The organism is Methylophaga nitratireducenticrescens, from assembly GCF_000260985.4.
Lineage (GTDB): Bacteria > Pseudomonadota > Gammaproteobacteria > Nitrosococcales > Methylophagaceae > Methylophaga > Methylophaga nitratireducenticrescens.
The window spans coordinates 2,193,609-2,208,701 of the sequence record NC_017857.3 but is presented as its reverse complement, the minus strand read 5'-3'; the positions used below and the strand labels follow the sequence as shown (position 1 = coordinate 2,208,701).

Sequence of the window (15,093 nt, the reverse complement as noted above, 5' to 3'; positions counted from 1 at the left end):
TCATATAAACATTGTATTTTGGTTAGTTATTCAAGACAGGAAAGCAATTCGTTTGGAAAAATTCAAGCAGCTGGGCATTCGTCTGGTTGAATCAAAGCACATGCTCTGGGGCGTGGCCTTTGCTTCATTTATGGAGTCACTGATCGTCCCCATCCCACTGGAAACTATTTTGATTCCGCTGATGCAGGCCCGCCGGAATCTGATCTGGGCTATTAGCACCATGGCATTACTGGGCTGTATCCTTGGTGCGGCGCTGGGGTATGTGACTGGCTACTTTGTGTTTGGTCTGATCGGCGATCAAATGATTGCTCTGCTATCGACGCCCGAGCAGTTTGAAACTATTCGTCAGCAAATCCATTTACATGGTTTCTGGTACGTCTTGAGTGTCGGCGTTACGCCGATTCCATTTCAGATTGCCATGCTGGCGGCGGGTGTGACGGGCTATTCTTTTTTGCTATATATACTGGCGACCACCATTTCTCGTGGTCTGCGTTATTTTGGTCTGGGTTTTTTGGTGTGTCTGTTTGGTAATCAGGCGCAAAAAATGTTTGAAGACCACAAAACCGGTGCGTCGATTTTTATTATCTTGTTGATTGGCCTTATCTGGAGCGTGTTGTTATTCAGCTAGTGAATTATTCCTTGCCTGATAGGGAAGCGATTCGTACACTTGATTAACTGTTTCAATTAATCAAGTTATTTATGACAACTCGTTCAAATACGCATGGTGGTCGGCGCGTTGGTGCCGGACGCAAAAAAGGCTCTGTGATCAAAGAACCGACGACCGTGATGCGGATTCCCGAGAGTCAAAAGCCTGTGATCACTGATTTTCTGGCGGCTTATCGATGCAGACAATCTACTCCATTGCAAGGCCAGACAATGGTATTTGAACGTCCACTCGTTGCACCCGCTAAACGCAGCTGGCCATTGTTCAGTTCCAAAGTGGCGGCGGGTTTTCCTTCGCCTGCAGATGAACATGTCGAAAAGCGGCTGGATGCCAATGAATTCCTGATTGATGACGAAGAGGCGACTTTTTTTGTCACCATTCAGGGCTATTCAATGAGCGAAAGTGGTTTATTGCCCGGCGATAAAGCGGTGGTGGATCGCTCTAAAAATGCCAGTATCGGCGATATTGTGCTGGCGGTAGTCGATGGCGAATTTACCATTAAACTGCTGGCGAAAACCAAACAGGGTGGTCCACGATTACTGCCGTCCAATCAGTCAGGCGAGTATAAGCCGATTGAAATCAAGGACGGTATGCAGTTTGAAATCTGGGGTGTGGTCACCGGTTCGTTTCGACGGTTTAAATAAGATGTCACGCAATATTGCCCTGATCGATGTCAATAATTTCTACGTCTCTTGCGAGCGGGTATTCAACCCAAAACTGGCCGGTAAGCCGGTGGTGGTGCTCAGCAATAATGATGGCTGTGCAGTCGCGAGAAGCAACGAGGCCAAACTGCATATTCCAATGGGTGCACCGTGGTTTAAGTTTCAACAAATGGCGAATGAGCAGCAGATCGTCGCGTTATCATCCAATTATGCGCTGTATGCCGATATGAGTAATCGGGTGATGCGGATTCTTAATCAGTTTTCGCCCGATCAGGAAGTGTATTCAATAGATGAATGTTTTCTGGATCTGACTGGTTTTCAGCATCTGGATTTACTGCAATATGGCCAGCAGATCCGTCATCGTGTGGCGAAATGGACGGGGCTTCCGGTCAGTGTCGGTATCGGTGCCAGTAAAACCCTGGCGAAACTGGCGAATCATTGTGCTAAAAAACGATCTGAATTTGATGGAGTCTGTGATTTTAATCAGCTGAGTCCAAGCCAGCTTAACCGTTTGCTGGCAGAGTTAGATGTCGGTGAAGTGTGGGGCGTTGGTCGTAAACTGACATTGAAGCTGAAAGCGCAGGGCATTCAAAGCGTTTTAGATTTAAAACAAGCCAATGCCGACACATTGCGCCGCCAATATAGTGTGGTGATGGAAAAAACCGTACGTGAACTCAACGGTATCAGTTGTCTGGAGCTGGAATATGCCATCAGTGACAAAAAGCAGATCTTGAGTTCGAGAAGTTTTGGCATTCCGGTGACGGATATGAATAGTCTGGTCGAGTCGATCAGCCTTTACACCAGCCGGGCAGCAGTCAAACTACGTAGACAGCATTCGGTGGCGCGGATGATTCAGGTGTATATACGTTGCAGTCCTTTTTGCAGTGGGGAGGCTTTTTACGGTAATAGTCTGATGGTAGCGTTGCCGATGGCTTCTGATGACACACGAGTATTAGTCAAACATGCGTTGAGTGCATTGAAAAAGATGTATCGGCCGGGATTTAACTATGCCAAAGCTGGCATTATGCTTACCGAACTGCAGCCGAAAAGCGGGCAGCAGCAGGATTTGTTTGCGCTGAATCAGGAACCTAAATCCGAGAATTTGATGACGGTGATGGATGTGATTAATAACACGATGGGCCGGGACACCTTGCAATTGGCCAATCAGGGCTTTAAACGTCCGTGGAAAATGAAGCAGGAACATAAAAGTCCGAGCTACACAACAAAGTGGGGAGAGGTATTAACGGTCAGTTAAATAAACGCTTTTTAGCCACTCTTATCACAGTTAAATGAAACAAAAGTGATGGTGAGAAAGTAAGGCGAGTATCATCAAAGCATCGCGCCAGATATGTTCTGGCCGAACTAGGGCTTGTTTATCTTTCATCTCCACCTCTGTTGTGAGCTGAAAAAGCGTCAATCAAGGCACGAGGAGCGCCTTTTGTGAGATACATCCACGTATCTCACCCCATTGGGGCTTGCGCTCAAAAACGTTTATCTCCATGGATGGAGTGTATGCAAAAGCAATGTCTGGAACATTGCTTGTCCTGACGTTTTTGTCGTTATTCTAAATAAGCGACGAGAAACGCAGACCGGCGCGCACCTCCCTGGCGCGCCGGCATATGATGGGCAAGGATGCCCGAATGCCGTGGTAGCAGGGATAGCGATAGCGGCCTGTCCATCCGTGGACATAAGTGGCGCTTTTTCAGTCACAATCCGAAGGGTTGGGACTATTTTTGCGGCCGCCTGCGTTGTATGAAATACATCCCTGTATTTCAACCGCTGAGCGGCCAGCAAAGCTGTTCAAATGCGTTTCAGACGCATTTGTCAATCACTTATGTAGAAGAGCTACACTGCGTGCTTTCCGCCTTGTCGGACACAAAAATAGCCGCCAGCAGTGGTGGCTCTGAAAGATAAACAAGCCCTAGGAGAGATGCTGATGAAAATGTATGGAAGATTTGCTGCCATGATCCTGACATCCACTCTGGTGATGTTCGGTTTAATGTACCTTAATACCTATCAGGCTGATCATGCGTTTTTTAGTGAAACCCGAAGCTATATGGCTCTCATTATGGGGGCAACCATGGCAATAGTGATGTTGAGCTTTATGCTGCATATGTATTCCAATATCGCGGTTAATATCATTATTTATCTTGTCAGTATTGTGATTTTTGCGGGCTCACTCTGGCTGGTAAGGAGCCAAACCACGGTTGATGATGTGTCTTATATGAAAGCCATGATTCCACATCACTCGATCGCAATTTTGACCAGCGAAAGAGCACAGATTAGTGATCCACGAGTACGTCAACTGGCCGATGAAATTATTGAAGCGCAACGCCGGGAAATTGATGAGATGAAAGTGCTGATAAACGATCTTCAGGACGAGTAAAAAAACGGATTGAAAGTCTGTCTGCATTAATTGAGCAACAAGATAATACGGAAAACATATTTATGCGAACATAGCGTTTTGTTTAAGTGGATATAGTATGAATGCAATTGGTTTATTTGATTATTGGATCATCGCGATTGCCGCATTGTTTGTCATTGTGAATCCATTAACAACGGCATTTATGTTTGTATCGCTGTTGCCTCGTACTTCAGAAACCACCCGTAAGGCAGTTGCTAAACGCTCTAGCCTGATTGCTACCGGCGTATTTTTTGTTTTTGCCTTACTGGGTGGTCTTATTTTCAAGATATTTGGTATTACCATTGAGGCGTTTCGTATTGCTGGTGGCCTGATTCTATTTGGTATTGCGATGAGCATGATTCACAAGGGACTGGATGAAGGTGAGACCAGCAGTGCATCGGATCCGGCAATAGAAGGCAAAATTGCCAAGGACATATCGGTGATACCGTTAGCAATTCCATTTATGAGCGGACCGGGAGCCATTGCCACGGTGATGATTTTGACCAGTGAGGCACCAACAGCCTGGCATTTAATTGTGGTGTTTGCAGCGATTATGCTGACCACAGGCTCGTGTTATCTGGCAATGGTGTACTCACATTTTCTGGTGCGTTATCTGGGAGAAACCGGCAAAGAAATAATTACCCGAATTTTTGGCATTATTCTTTCGGTCATTGCTGTGCAGTTTGTCATCAATGGCGTACTGGAGATTTATGCTGGATTATAGTCAGTAAAGTCTGAGACCCACTTTAATGATTTTATCGCCATCTACCTCATTGACCACCCAATGAATGCCATGCCAGTCCACATCATCACCCACTACCGGATGCCCACCGACCCGACGGGAAATAAAGTCGCTTAATGTCATACCATGTTCAGCAGAACTGATAACCAGTCCATAGGCTTTTGCGACATCTGATAATAAGGCATCGCCTCGCAGCGTAAATGATCCAAAAAATGCCTCACGATTTTTCAGCTTTGAATGACCACTAAAGATTTGATTCAGTGCATCCAAATCTTCATTGCGACTTATCACACAAATGGTGTCATTCAACTTCAGTTCAGTACTGCCTTTGGGATGCAGCATCACGTTATTACGGAATAATGCCGATATCAAGGTCCCAGAAGGGAAACGCAGTAAGCGGATCTGCTGACCATCAAGTTGTTCGTTCTCAATCCGATAAACGAACATTTCATAATCATTTGTCGGCAAAATGCCCAAGGCTCCCTGATGATTTGGTCTGATACCTATCGGAACCTCTACCCGCATCCAGCGTGCCATTAGTGACAGGGTGCTGCCTTGAATTAGCAGTGAGAGTAAAACGACAGCAAACGCAACATTGAAATACAACGAGGCATTTTCCACTCCACCAATCACAGGGAAGATAGCCAATACGATGGGCACCGCTCCACGTAAACCTACCCACGAAATAAACCCCAGTTCACGCCAGCGAAAACGAAAGAAAGGTTTGATTGACAGGAATACCGCGATTGGTCTGGCGACAAAAATCAATGCCAATGCGATAACCAGTGAGGGCAGAGCGTATTGCAATAAATCACTTGGATTGACCAGCAAACCTAAAATCAGAAATAAACCAATCTGACTGAGCCAGGCCAGACCATCATGTACAGGAAGAATAAAGTTTAAATGACGACCTGGTTGATTACCGATCATCAAACCACAGAGATAAATGGCTAGAAAACCGCTTCCACCAATGACTCCGGTTAAACCAAATACGCTGAAACCCAGGGCCAGAGCCAACATGGCATAGAGTCCCGGCGCTAAATCCATCCAGTTGAGCAATTTTGCAATTAGCCAGCCACCACCGATACCGATAAGCAGGCCAAAACCGAATTGCTGGAATAAAAATAAGACCGTTTCCCATGCACCGCCGATTTCACCAGTCATTAACTCGACCAGCATAATGGTCAGGAAAATCGCCATAGGATCATTGGTGCCGGATTCAATTTCCAAGGTGGCACCAACCCGTTCATTCAGGTTTATTCCTCGTCCGCTAAGCATGGAAAATACCGCAGCCGCATCGGTTGAACCGATAATGGCGCCGATCAATAACCCTTCAGGCAGCTTGAGATCAAATATCCACATTGCCAGAAAGCCGATACTGCCACTGGTTAGTAAAACACCTAATGTCGCAAGGGAAAGTGCTGGTTTGAAGCCGGCACGGAAGGTTTTTAAACGGGTACGTAATCCACCATCCAGCAAAATCATCGCCAGAGCAAGATGGCCAATCAGAAAAGCCAGGGAGTAATCATCAAACTGAATTCCCAGAACACCCTCTTCACCAGCCAACATGCCCAGGGCTAAAAAGATAATCAGTAACGGCAGGCCAAACTTTGATGAAAGACGACTGCCGAGAATGCTTAAGGAAATAAGCAGGCCGCCGAGTAGAAAAAGTGTATTGATAAAATCCATATTAAACCGAGGGTCTGTTTATCTTTAAAGCTACCATTGCTGGAGGCGAGACTTTTTCCAACACGGCAGAAATGGAGAGATGTCGCCATCCTGCATAAGTCATTTTCAACACAGTTGGAATAACTATAAGTTCAATTATTACATACCCATTCAGTCGATTGTCTGTTGATTTAACTGTAAGTGATATTTTTCATAAATTAAAAGCCATGCATAAAAAAACCAGCATAGCCGGCTTTTAGGGTTTGCTTGTCTTTCATCACCCCCACTGCTGGAAACTGTTTTTCCAACTCACAAATGGCATTCCTCGCGCCTTGAGTGGTGCATTCAGTGACAACAGGGACGGTTATGGAAGATCATCAGACACTGGATGGAAAAATAAATTTATATCGGTTCAAGAAAAGGATAATCGATATAACCTTTTGCATCACCACCATAAAAACTGTCTGGATCCGGTTGATTCAGAGGAGCATTTTTGGCAAAACGTTCAGGAAGATCCGGATTAGCGATAAACAATTTGCCAAACGAAATCAGATCAGCTTTGTCATCTTTCAGGGCTTTGTTAGCAGATGCATAATCATAATCACTGTTGGTCATATAAAGACCATTCCATAATTTACGCAAAGAGCTGACATCAAAATGAGGGCCGGCAGCACCAGGAGTTTCAGCGCCCATTTCAGTAACATGCAGATAACCGAGTCCAAATTTATTGAGCGCCTTCACCATATAACTGAAAGTCGCCTCGGGATTGGAATCATATAAATCATTAAATGGCTGCAGCGGGGAGAGGCGTATCCCCACTTTTTTGGGATCCCATATTTCGCATACTGCCGCAGTGACTTCCATAATTAATCGCGCGCGGTTTTCAATACTGCCACCGTATTGATCATCACGTTTATTACTTCCATCCCGGAGAAACTGATCCAGCAGATAACCATTGGCCGCGTGAATTTCAACGCCATCAAAACCGGCTTCAACCGCACAGCAGGCTGCATGACGATATTGTTCAATAATCCGTGGGATGTCGCTTGTTTCTATAGCTTGGGGTGTTTCATAGGGTTTCATGCCTTCATAGGTATAGACTTCACCCGCTGGTTTGATGGCAGAAGGTGCCAGCGGTTTCATACCATTTGGCAGCATTGAGCTATGTGAAACCCGACCACAATGCCAGAGTTGCACAAAAATAAGACCATCCTCACGATGCACGGCATCCGTTACTTTTCGCCAGCCGTTTACTTGCTCGTCATTATGAATTCCGGGGGTCAGCGGATAGCCCAAGGCATCATCTGCAATTTGTGATCCTTCGCTGATAATCAGACCGGCACTGGCACGTTGCTGATAATAAGTAACATTCATTTCAGTTGGTACTAAACCTTCACCAGCTCTGTTGCGGGTTAATGGTGCCATGACCATTCTGTTCTTCAGTGAAAGATCCCCAATTTTAATAGGAGATAATAAATCAATCGCCGCTAATTGGCTCATAAGTACCTCTGAAATAATGGTGAAAGGAGTTGAATGGATAATCCTTTGAAAAGAAGCCCTTGCAGGAAGACGTTAATAACAAGTTTAACTCTGTCTGGAAGTTCGATTTAAACTGAAATAACTTTTATGTGAATTAGCCGCTGCTATAAGCGGTAACATTCCAGCATGAGAAACGGGAATTAAAGACCCAGTACTTAACTACAAAACCATCTATTAGCTATTGCTGTTCAGCTTTGGCTTTTTGTTTGGCTTCGAGTTGTGATTTAAGTAACTCCAACTTTTCTGGAACAGGATCACAACTATCTTCAGCACTTCCACATCGTGAACAGTTTAATGCAAACCAGGCCGCATCGATGACATCACTTCGGATTTCTTCTTCAACCTGATTTGCTGTACCAACCATTGAGCGAGCGCGGGTTTGAATATACCCATACTGATTTTTGCATTGCATCACATCCATTGGCTGCTTGAAGTCATATAATTGATGTATTTCCAAGCCAACCTGATATTGGTAAAGCATTTCCTGATAAACCAGTTTTAACGGATCACCTGATCCTAACTGAGAGATCGCCCCAGCATTTGCCAGCATTGGGGAACAGAGTAAAAGCAGAATTAATTTTTTCATAATATTTTCCAGGAAAATTTCCTATATATATGATATAGCTTAATGGAATTTTAGACTATCTGCATCGGCAAAATCCTGACTGTAAAACTAACGAAGGAATTAAGCCTAATAAATGTAATCTAAAAAAGATAAGGTGAGTATTAAGTGAACAGAGGACATTCAATTATGGCAAACGGGTTGCAAGCCATTACGCCAGAATTTGAACAAATTCATTTTGCTATTGGTATCAGTCCAGTGGGTAATGTGCTTGTTGGTGAATCTGCAAATGGTATTTGTGCCGTTTACTTGGGCAAATCAGCTAAAGAGCTAATGGTCTGTTTGCAGAAACAGTTTCCAACGGCAAAATGTGTGGATGGGGGGAATGGGATTAAAAATACGCTTTCAAAAGTGATTGAAATTATTCATAACCCACAAAAAAACACGGATTTTAATCTGGATCTGCGAGGCACACCTTTTCAACAACAAGTCTGGCAAGCCTTACTGGAAATACCGGTGGGTTCAACAGTGTGTTACAGCGATATTGCTGAAAAACTGCATAATCCCGGTGCTGTAAGAGCCATTGCCAGTGCCTGTGGAGCCAATAATATTGCGGTTATCATCCCGTGTCACCGCGTGATTCGCAAAGATGGTGCAATTTCCGGTTATCGTTGGGGAGTAGAGAGTAAACAAGCGTTGTTACGCCGTGAGCGATTGATGTTGGCCTAGGGCTTGTTTATCTTTCATCGCCGCCTCTGTTGTTACTGAAAATGCTCCAATCAAGGCACGAGAAGTGCAGTTTAGTAATTCTAAATAAACGACGAGCAAAGCTTCCGCATCTTGCTCACGCTCCTGACCTACATCCATGTAGGCCACACAGAGTGGCGCTTTTTCAGTCACAACCCGAAGGGCTGGGACTATTTTTGCGCCCGACTGCGTTGTATGAAATACATCCCTGTATTTCACCGCTACGCGGCCAGCTAAGCTGTTCAAATGCGTTCCAGACTCATTTGTCAATCACTTATCTAGGAAGGCTACACGGCGTGCTTTCCACCTTGTCGGACACAAAAATAGCCACCAGCAGTGGTGGATATGAAAGATCAACAAGCCCTGATGATTACAGCAGATTTATTTACTGATAATGACATTAAAGATTGTGATGAGATCCTGCCGGATGTCTACCTTCTGAAAGGTTTTGCGCTTCAACAAGCGTCACAGTTATTAATTACCATTGAGCAGATTAATGCCCAATCAACTTTTCGCAAAATGCAGACACCAGGCGGATTTTATATGTCGGCAGCAATTACCAATTGCGGTGATGTGGGCTGGCACACCGATCGCCATGGTTATCGATATACCGCAATCGATCCACTGACAAATTTGGCCTGGCCTGAAATGCCGCAATGTTTTCGTGAGCTTGCTGAAACAGCAGCTCAGCGTTGTGGTTTCTCTGACTTCAATCCAGATGTTTGTTTAATGAATCAATATGAAGTCGGGGCCAAGATGGGGCTGCATCAGGATAAAGATGAGAAAGACTTTTCTCAGCCAATAGTCTCAGTCTCGTTGGGTTTGCCTATCATTTTTCAGTTCGGTGGTGCCAGCAGAAACGATCCAAAGCAACGTATCCCACTTGAACATGGCGATGTCATCGTCTGGGGCAGGGCTGCGCGTCGATATTATCATGGTGTATTAACCTTAAAACCCGGCCAGCATCCACTGACCGGGCCATATCGGTATAACCTGACGTTTCGTAAGGCAAGCTAACTTAGCTTAAGCCAACTTTACGCACTAGTTCCATTGTCCGCATGCTGTAACCCCATTCATTGTCGTACCAGGCATAAATTTTCACCTGAGTTTCATTAGTGACCATTGTCGATAGGGCATCGATAATACTGGAACGCGGATCGCCCCGATAATCACTGGATACCAGAGGTTGTTCCTCATAGCCCAAAATACCGTTTAATTCATTTTCTGCTGCAGCTTTTAATAGCGCGTTGACTTCTTCGACCGAGGTGGCACGTTCAACTTCAAACACACAATCTGTTAATGAAGCATTGGCTAATGGCACCCGGACAGCATGCCCATTGAGTCGCCCTTTGAGCTCGGGAAAAATTTCAGTAATGGCGGTAGCACTGCCAGTGGTGGTGGGAATCAAATTAGTGCCGGACATGCGGGCCCGGCGTAAATCTTTGTGGGGAGTATCCATAATTGACTGAGTATTGGTCAGATCATGAATGGTAGTAATCATGCCATGCTTGATCGCCAGATTTTCATGAATAACTTTGACGACTGGTGCCAGACAGTTGGTGGTGCAGGAAGCGGCCGTGACGATGGAATGTTTATCGGCATCATACAGATCATCATTAACGCCCATTACAACATTTAAAACACCAGGCTGTTTGACCGGGGCTGTAACGACAACACGTTTAACTCCCTGATCCAGATAGCTTTGCAATAACCCAGTGTCGCGCATTTTGCCGGAAGCCTCTATGACTACATCACAAGCTGACCAGTCAGTGTCATCAATAGCTTTATTTGCAGTTACAGCAAGCGTTTTATGGCCAACAATAATAGTGTTGCCATTGGCTTCTGCCCGGTGATCCCAGCGGCCATGTACCGAATCAAAATTTAACAGGTGGGCATGGGTTTCAGCATTACCGGCAGGATCATTAAGTTGCACAAACTCAATATCTGCCCAGTCCCATGCGGCACGTAAACATAATCGACCGATACGGCCGAAACCATTAATACCTACTTTGATTGTCATGATAAATTCTCTTTTTTGGGAAACCAGTGTCGGGTGCAATTGGCGAAATAGACTAACGTCAACATGACCGGCACTTCGACCAGAACACCCACCACAGTTGCCAGAGCAGCGCCGGAGTGAAGCCCGAATAATGAAATAGCAACGGCGACGGCCATTTCAAAAAAATTGGATGTGCCGATAAGGCATGCCGGTGCAGCAACATCATGCTGGAGACGCAGTTTGATCGCTGCGAAATAAGCTAACGCAAAAATTCCATAGGTTTGAATCAACAGTGGAATTGCTATCAGTACAATAATGAAAGGTTGTTGCAGAATGGTTTCAGCCTGAAAGCCAAATAAAAGCACTACAGTGGCCAGTAATCCCAGAATTGACCAGGGTTTGATGTGATTTAAAAAGCGGGATAACTCAGGTAATCCCTTGTTTTTGATAATATGTTGTCGAGTAAAAAAGCCGGCTAACAACGGTAACAAGACATATAAAACGACTGAAATCAGCAAGGTTTCCCAAGGTACGGTCAAATCAGTGATACCAAGTAAAAATGCGGCAATCGGTGCAAACGCAAAAATCATAATAATGTCATTGAGCGACACCTGAACCAGCGTGTAATTAGCATCACCTTTGACCAATTGACTCCAGATAAACACCATTGCTGTGCAGGGAGCCACGCCGAGTAAAATCATTCCAGCAATATATTCATCAGCCGATTGGGGATCGACCCATCCGGCAAATAAGACTTTAAAAAATAGCCAGCCCAGTGCAGCCATAGTGAAGGGTTTGATTAGCCAGTTGATGACCAAAGTCAGCCAGATCCCCTGAGGTCGTTTGCCAATATCTTTAATCGCCGTGAAATCCACCTGCACCATCATTGGATAAATCATTAACCAGATGAATATCGCGATCAGCAGATTGACATGAGCATATTTCAGGCTGGCAACCAGATTGAACAGGCTGGGAAACAGATTTCCCAAAAACAGACCAGCCAGAATACTCAGCCCGACCCAAACCGATAAATAGCGTTCAAATATGCCCATCAGGATAAAGCTCCTATGCGTTTAATTTCAGCGCTGAGTTCAGAGGCAGATAACTCAGCTGGCATTAATTGCAGTAATGCACTGATGCGAGCGTCGAGCAAACTGATTAATTCATCGAAAGTCTGATTTCGCTCAAACGGATCCACTACTTTGGAAGCGTCGGTCAATCCCCAATGTCCTTTCACAGCCTTGCCAAACCAGACCGGGCAGCTTTCACCTGCAGCCTGATCGCAAACAGTGATAACAACATCTGGTTGATAATCTTTTAAATCATCCCAGGATTTGCTGAATAAACCATCAACGCTATAACCATGTTCCTGCAATTTGGTCAGTGTTTCAGGGAAAACGTTACCCGCAGGGTTGCTACCCGCACTGGCCACAATAAACCTGGTATCCGCAAGGTGTCGGAAAATGGCCTCAGCAAGAATGCTTCGGCAGGCATTGTGTGTGCAAAGAAATAAAAATTTGAAAGGTGTGGTTGTCATAACATATGTTTATCCATATATATTTAGCGAAAATTTTTAGCAGCAATTACCCAAGCGTTGTAACTTGGTTAAATCTTCTTTGAAGAAGTCAGGTTTACTCTGATAAGCCGCACTAATGGACTGTTGGGACCAGGCGGGGAGTTCAGGATTAAGTCGATAATAAACCCACTGTCCCTGACGTCGATCCTGTAATAGGCCATTTTGTCTCAGAAGTGCCAGATGACGTGAAATTTTTGGTTGGCTTATTTTCAGAGCTGACATCAGCTCACATACGCAAAGTTCGCCCTGATCAACAATCAGCAACACCATACGTAGCCGTGTCTCATCGGCCAGACATTTGTGAAAACTCAGTAAGTCCATAACAAAGTTATATTTGAATATTCATATATGCAATAAATCATATATTATATTTCAGTTAAGTCAATCCACTAATTGCCAGCGTTCATCGCCAATTTGAAAAATATCACCAGCAACCATTTGTCTGCGTTTACGGGTTTCAACTTCACCATTCACTTTAACGTGCCCCTCGGCAACGATATTTTTTGCTTCGGCACCACTGTCAGCAATGCCTTCAAATTTAAGGATCTTGAACAGTTCTACCGAGCTTTTGGTGATATGAACGGGTGTTATTTCTTTGGACATGGAAGTTTCCTGTTATTTTGTAAAAAACAATCGTTAGGTCACGTTTTAACAATGTGACTCACTCTACAATCAACACATTCGAAAATGGCGTAATGAAAGGAAACATGGCCATGAAATATTCAGGGTCTATTGATTTTTCAGAGCCACCACTGCTGGAGGCTATTTTTTTGTCCAACAAGGCGGAAATGATGCGATGTAGTGATCTACATAAGTCATTTCCAACGCCGTGGGGCAAAAAAATAGTCCCAGCCCTTTGGGTTGTGACTGAAAATGCACCACTCTACGTTACTCGTCATTTATTTAGAATGACTACAAAAACGCCGGGAGCGTTTTTGCGCGTCAGCCCCAATGGGGTGAGATACATGGATGTATCTCACAAACTGCATTCCTCGCGCCTTGATTGGTGCATTTTCAGTCACAACAGAGGCGGCTATGAAATATCAACAGACCCTTGTTAAATTGTTTCAGTTTTCAATTGTCCTGATGATGTTATACCCCGTGTATTACGTTTGGGAAACGGATAAGATTTATTCTGCCTGTCAACAAGTGAAACCCGGTATGACTTATCAAGAAATGGTAATCAAATTGGATCACCATTTTGGCCTTGGCCTTAGCAGAATAACGGGTGATTATTCTCAGGGAGAAAAATGGCAAGGCTGGGTTGAGTCTCACGCATCGTTGGCCGGTTACGCATGTGAAATAAGAGGTTCTGGTAATCAAATTGCGGGAGTGAGAATTGTAAAAGGTAAACAAATTGCCCCCTGAAAAAAGTCTTTCAGGGGGCAATAAACATTAACCGGCTGCGTAGTTAATCAGAATACCTGCTGCTACCGCTGAGCCTATAACCCCGGCTACATTCGGGCCCATGGCATGCATTAACAGGAAGTTATGTTTATCGGCTTCCAGCCCCAGCTTGTTGGAAACCCTGGCCGCCATGGGGACTGCTGATACACCAGCAGAACCGATTAACGGATTAATTGGTTCTTTGGTTATTTTATTAAGTATTTTAGCCATGATGACCCCCGATGCCGTACCGATAGAAAAGGCCACCATACCAAGCAACAGAATGCCTAATGTCATTTCATTCAAAAAGCTTTCTGCACTTAATTTGGAACCAACCGCAAGGCCCAGGAAAATCGTCACAGTGTTGATCAGTGAGTTCTGAGTAGTATTGCTCAGGCGATCCACCACCGCACATTCTTTCATCAGATTACCAAAGCAGAACATACCTAATAATGGTGCGGCATCAGGCAGGAAGAGAGCGACCAGAATCAGGATAACCAAAGGGAAAACAATTTTTTCCCGTTGTGATACATGACGCTGCTGGTGCATACGGATTTTACGATCTTTTTCATTAGTCAGCGCACGCATAATCGGTGGCTGAATCAACGGTACCAATGCCATATAGGAATAAGAGGCAACAGCAATAGCACCCAGCAAGTCAGGTGCAAGCTTACTGGCAACATAAATCGATGTAGGCCCATCAGCGCCGCCGATAATACCAATGGCTGCAGCATCGGCCAGACTGAAGTCGAAGATACCGAAAGTAGAGAGTAAAACTGCCCCCATTAACGTTGCAAAAATACCAAACTGAGCTGCAGCTCCCAGAAACAGAGTTTTAGGATTGGCGAGCAGGGGACCAAAATCAGTCATTGCGCCGACACCCATAAAAATGATGAGCGGGAAGGCGCCGCTTTCAATACCAACCACATAAAACAGGTGCAAAATACCACCTGCCTCAGCTAAGCCGGCTCCCGGAATATTGGCAAGCACGCCACCAAAGCCAATTGGAACCAGTAATAAAGGCTCAAAGTTTTTCTTGATTGCCAGATATAACAACAACATGCCAATCAGGATCATGATCCCCTGACCAGGTTGCATTTGATAGAAGCCAGTGGCCTCCCAAAGATGTAATAACTTATCCATT

18 protein-coding genes are annotated in these 15,093 nt (G+C 44.8%); 8 read left to right on the top strand and 10 right to left on the bottom strand.

The annotated features are described in order from the left end of the window. The first annotated feature begins 52 nt into the window (after positions 1 to 52). From Q7A_RS10480 to Q7A_RS10460, 5 genes are all read left to right on the top strand, one after another. On the top strand, positions 53 to 628 hold the full coding sequence (locus tag Q7A_RS10480) for a YqaA family protein (protein ID WP_014707332.1): 576 nt from the start codon (positions 53 to 55) through the stop codon (positions 626 to 628). 71 nt (positions 629 to 699) lie between these two features. Continuing rightward, positions 700 to 1,308 carry a LexA family protein gene (locus Q7A_RS10475; RefSeq protein ID WP_089418531.1) on the top strand — a complete coding sequence of 203 codons (609 nt, stop codon included), beginning with the start codon at positions 700 to 702 and terminating at the stop codon, positions 1,306 to 1,308. 1 nt (position 1,309) lies between these two features. Then, positions 1,310 to 2,581, top strand: a complete 1,272-nt coding sequence (locus tag Q7A_RS10470; protein WP_014707330.1) for a Y-family DNA polymerase — start codon at positions 1,310 to 1,312, stop codon at positions 2,579 to 2,581. 681 nt (positions 2,582 to 3,262) lie between these two features. Then, complete coding sequence (locus Q7A_RS10465) at positions 3,263 to 3,712, top strand: DUF305 domain-containing protein (protein WP_014707329.1); 450 nt, start codon at positions 3,263 to 3,265, stop codon at positions 3,710 to 3,712. Positions 3,713 to 3,809: 97 nt separating this feature from the next. Next, a complete protein-coding gene (locus Q7A_RS10460) occupies positions 3,810 to 4,454 on the top strand; it encodes a MarC family protein (protein ID WP_014707328.1) in 645 nt (214 codons plus the stop codon). Here Q7A_RS10460 and Q7A_RS10455 read toward each other — a convergent pair whose 3' ends face one another. The 3 genes from Q7A_RS10455 to Q7A_RS10445 all read right to left on the bottom strand — a co-directional run bounded on the left by Q7A_RS10455 (position 4,455) and on the right by Q7A_RS10445 (position 8,265). Then, positions 4,455 to 6,161 carry a potassium/proton antiporter gene (locus Q7A_RS10455; RefSeq protein WP_014707327.1) on the bottom strand — a complete coding sequence of 569 codons (1,707 nt, stop codon included), beginning with the start codon at positions 6,159 to 6,161 and terminating at the stop codon, positions 4,455 to 4,457. Positions 6,162 to 6,542: 381 nt separating this feature from the next. Beyond that, positions 6,543 to 7,640: an alkene reductase gene (locus tag Q7A_RS10450; protein WP_041354553.1), complete on the bottom strand. Its 1,098-nt coding sequence runs from the start codon at positions 7,638 to 7,640 to the stop codon at positions 6,543 to 6,545. Between the two features lie 217 nt (positions 7,641 to 7,857). Beyond that, complete coding sequence (locus tag Q7A_RS10445) at positions 7,858 to 8,265, bottom strand: hypothetical protein (RefSeq protein ID WP_014707325.1); 408 nt, start codon at positions 8,263 to 8,265, stop codon at positions 7,858 to 7,860. A gap of 165 nt (positions 8,266 to 8,430) precedes the next feature. Between Q7A_RS10445 and Q7A_RS10440 the strand changes: the two genes are divergently transcribed. Next, positions 8,431 to 8,970, top strand: a complete 540-nt coding sequence (locus tag Q7A_RS10440) for a methylated-DNA--[protein]-cysteine S-methyltransferase (RefSeq protein WP_014707324.1) — start codon at positions 8,431 to 8,433, stop codon at positions 8,968 to 8,970. Here the strand turns inward: Q7A_RS10440 and Q7A_RS10435 are convergent. Continuing rightward, the gene (locus Q7A_RS10435; protein WP_151903921.1) at positions 8,941 to 9,258 is read right to left on the bottom strand and encodes a hypothetical protein; all 318 of its coding nucleotides are present in this window, start codon (positions 9,256 to 9,258) and stop codon (positions 8,941 to 8,943) included. The genes Q7A_RS10440 and Q7A_RS10435 overlap by 30 nt on opposite strands. A 75-nt stretch (positions 9,259 to 9,333) precedes the next feature. Between Q7A_RS10435 and alkB the strand changes: the two genes are divergently transcribed. Next, positions 9,334 to 10,005 (top strand): DNA oxidative demethylase AlkB, encoded by a 672-nt coding sequence (gene alkB / locus Q7A_RS10430; protein WP_014707322.1) that lies wholly within the window; start codon positions 9,334 to 9,336, stop codon positions 10,003 to 10,005. A gap of 1 nt (position 10,006) precedes the next feature. Here alkB and Q7A_RS10425 read toward each other — a convergent pair whose 3' ends face one another. From Q7A_RS10425 to Q7A_RS10405, 5 genes are read right to left on the bottom strand one after another with little or no spacing between them, the layout of a single operon-like run. Further along, positions 10,007 to 11,008, bottom strand: coding sequence for an ArsJ-associated glyceraldehyde-3-phosphate dehydrogenase (locus Q7A_RS10425; protein WP_014707321.1), 1,002 nt, complete (start codon positions 11,006 to 11,008; stop codon positions 10,007 to 10,009). Continuing rightward, a complete protein-coding gene (arsB, locus tag Q7A_RS10420; protein WP_014707320.1) occupies positions 11,005 to 12,039 on the bottom strand; it encodes an ACR3 family arsenite efflux transporter in 1,035 nt (344 codons plus the stop codon). The genes Q7A_RS10425 and arsB overlap by 4 nt, the downstream gene beginning before the upstream one ends. Beyond that, the gene (locus Q7A_RS10415) at positions 12,039 to 12,524 is read right to left on the bottom strand and encodes an arsenate reductase ArsC (protein ID WP_014707319.1); all 486 of its coding nucleotides are present in this window, start codon (positions 12,522 to 12,524) and stop codon (positions 12,039 to 12,041) included. Before Q7A_RS10415 ends, arsB begins: the two co-directional genes overlap by 1 nt. A 36-nt stretch (positions 12,525 to 12,560) precedes the next feature. Next, positions 12,561 to 12,884 (bottom strand): metalloregulator ArsR/SmtB family transcription factor, encoded by a 324-nt coding sequence (locus Q7A_RS10410; protein ID WP_041354549.1) that lies wholly within the window; start codon positions 12,882 to 12,884, stop codon positions 12,561 to 12,563. Positions 12,885 to 12,944: 60 nt separating this feature from the next. Then, positions 12,945 to 13,166, bottom strand: coding sequence for an RNA-binding S4 domain-containing protein (locus tag Q7A_RS10405; RefSeq protein WP_014707317.1), 222 nt, complete (start codon positions 13,164 to 13,166; stop codon positions 12,945 to 12,947). 432 nt (positions 13,167 to 13,598) lie between these two features. Between Q7A_RS10405 and Q7A_RS10400 the strand changes: the two genes are divergently transcribed. After that, the gene (locus Q7A_RS10400; protein WP_151903920.1) at positions 13,599 to 13,931 is read left to right on the top strand and encodes a hypothetical protein; all 333 of its coding nucleotides are present in this window, start codon (positions 13,599 to 13,601) and stop codon (positions 13,929 to 13,931) included. 27 nt (positions 13,932 to 13,958) lie between these two features. On the opposite strand, the gene Q7A_RS10395 is transcribed toward Q7A_RS10400, so the two are convergent. Then, complete coding sequence (locus Q7A_RS10395; RefSeq protein WP_014707314.1) at positions 13,959 to 15,092, bottom strand: sodium ion-translocating decarboxylase subunit beta; 1,134 nt, start codon at positions 15,090 to 15,092, stop codon at positions 13,959 to 13,961. Position 15,093 lies beyond the last annotated feature (1 nt).

Bases quoted from the DNA above. Each gene is read 5' to 3' on its own strand.
- Q7A_RS10475 (WP_089418531.1), top strand. From the start codon at position 700: ATGACAACTCGTTCAAATACGCATGGTGGTCGGCGCGTTGGTGCCGGA.
- Q7A_RS10470 (WP_014707330.1), top strand. From the start codon at position 1,310: ATGTCACGCAATATTGCCCTGATCGATGTCAATAATTTCTACGTCTCT.
- Q7A_RS10465 (WP_014707329.1), top strand. From the start codon at position 3,263: ATGAAAATGTATGGAAGATTTGCTGCCATGATCCTGACATCCACTCTG.
- Q7A_RS10460 (WP_014707328.1), top strand. From the start codon at position 3,810: ATGAATGCAATTGGTTTATTTGATTATTGGATCATCGCGATTGCCGCA.
- Q7A_RS10455 (WP_014707327.1), bottom strand. From the start codon at position 6,161: ATGGATTTTATCAATACACTTTTTCTACTCGGCGGCCTGCTTATTTCC.
- Q7A_RS10450 (WP_041354553.1), bottom strand. From the start codon at position 7,640: ATGAGCCAATTAGCGGCGATTGATTTATTATCTCCTATTAAAATTGGG.
- Q7A_RS10445 (WP_014707325.1), bottom strand. From the start codon at position 8,265: ATGAAAAAATTAATTCTGCTTTTACTCTGTTCCCCAATGCTGGCAAAT.
- Q7A_RS10440 (WP_014707324.1), top strand. From the start codon at position 8,431: ATGGCAAACGGGTTGCAAGCCATTACGCCAGAATTTGAACAAATTCAT.
- alkB (WP_014707322.1), top strand. From the start codon at position 9,334: ATGAAAGATCAACAAGCCCTGATGATTACAGCAGATTTATTTACTGAT.
- Q7A_RS10425 (WP_014707321.1), bottom strand. From the start codon at position 11,008: ATGACAATCAAAGTAGGTATTAATGGTTTCGGCCGTATCGGTCGATTA.
- arsB (WP_014707320.1), bottom strand. From the start codon at position 12,039: ATGGGCATATTTGAACGCTATTTATCGGTTTGGGTCGGGCTGAGTATT.
- Q7A_RS10415 (WP_014707319.1), bottom strand. From the start codon at position 12,524: ATGACAACCACACCTTTCAAATTTTTATTTCTTTGCACACACAATGCC.
- Q7A_RS10410 (WP_041354549.1), bottom strand. From the start codon at position 12,884: ATGGACTTACTGAGTTTTCACAAATGTCTGGCCGATGAGACACGGCTA.
- Q7A_RS10405 (WP_014707317.1), bottom strand. From the start codon at position 13,166: ATGTCCAAAGAAATAACACCCGTTCATATCACCAAAAGCTCGGTAGAA.
- Q7A_RS10400 (WP_151903920.1), top strand. From the start codon at position 13,599: ATGAAATATCAACAGACCCTTGTTAAATTGTTTCAGTTTTCAATTGTC.
- Q7A_RS10395 (WP_014707314.1), bottom strand. From the start codon at position 15,092: ATGGATAAGTTATTACATCTTTGGGAGGCCACTGGCTTCTATCAAATG.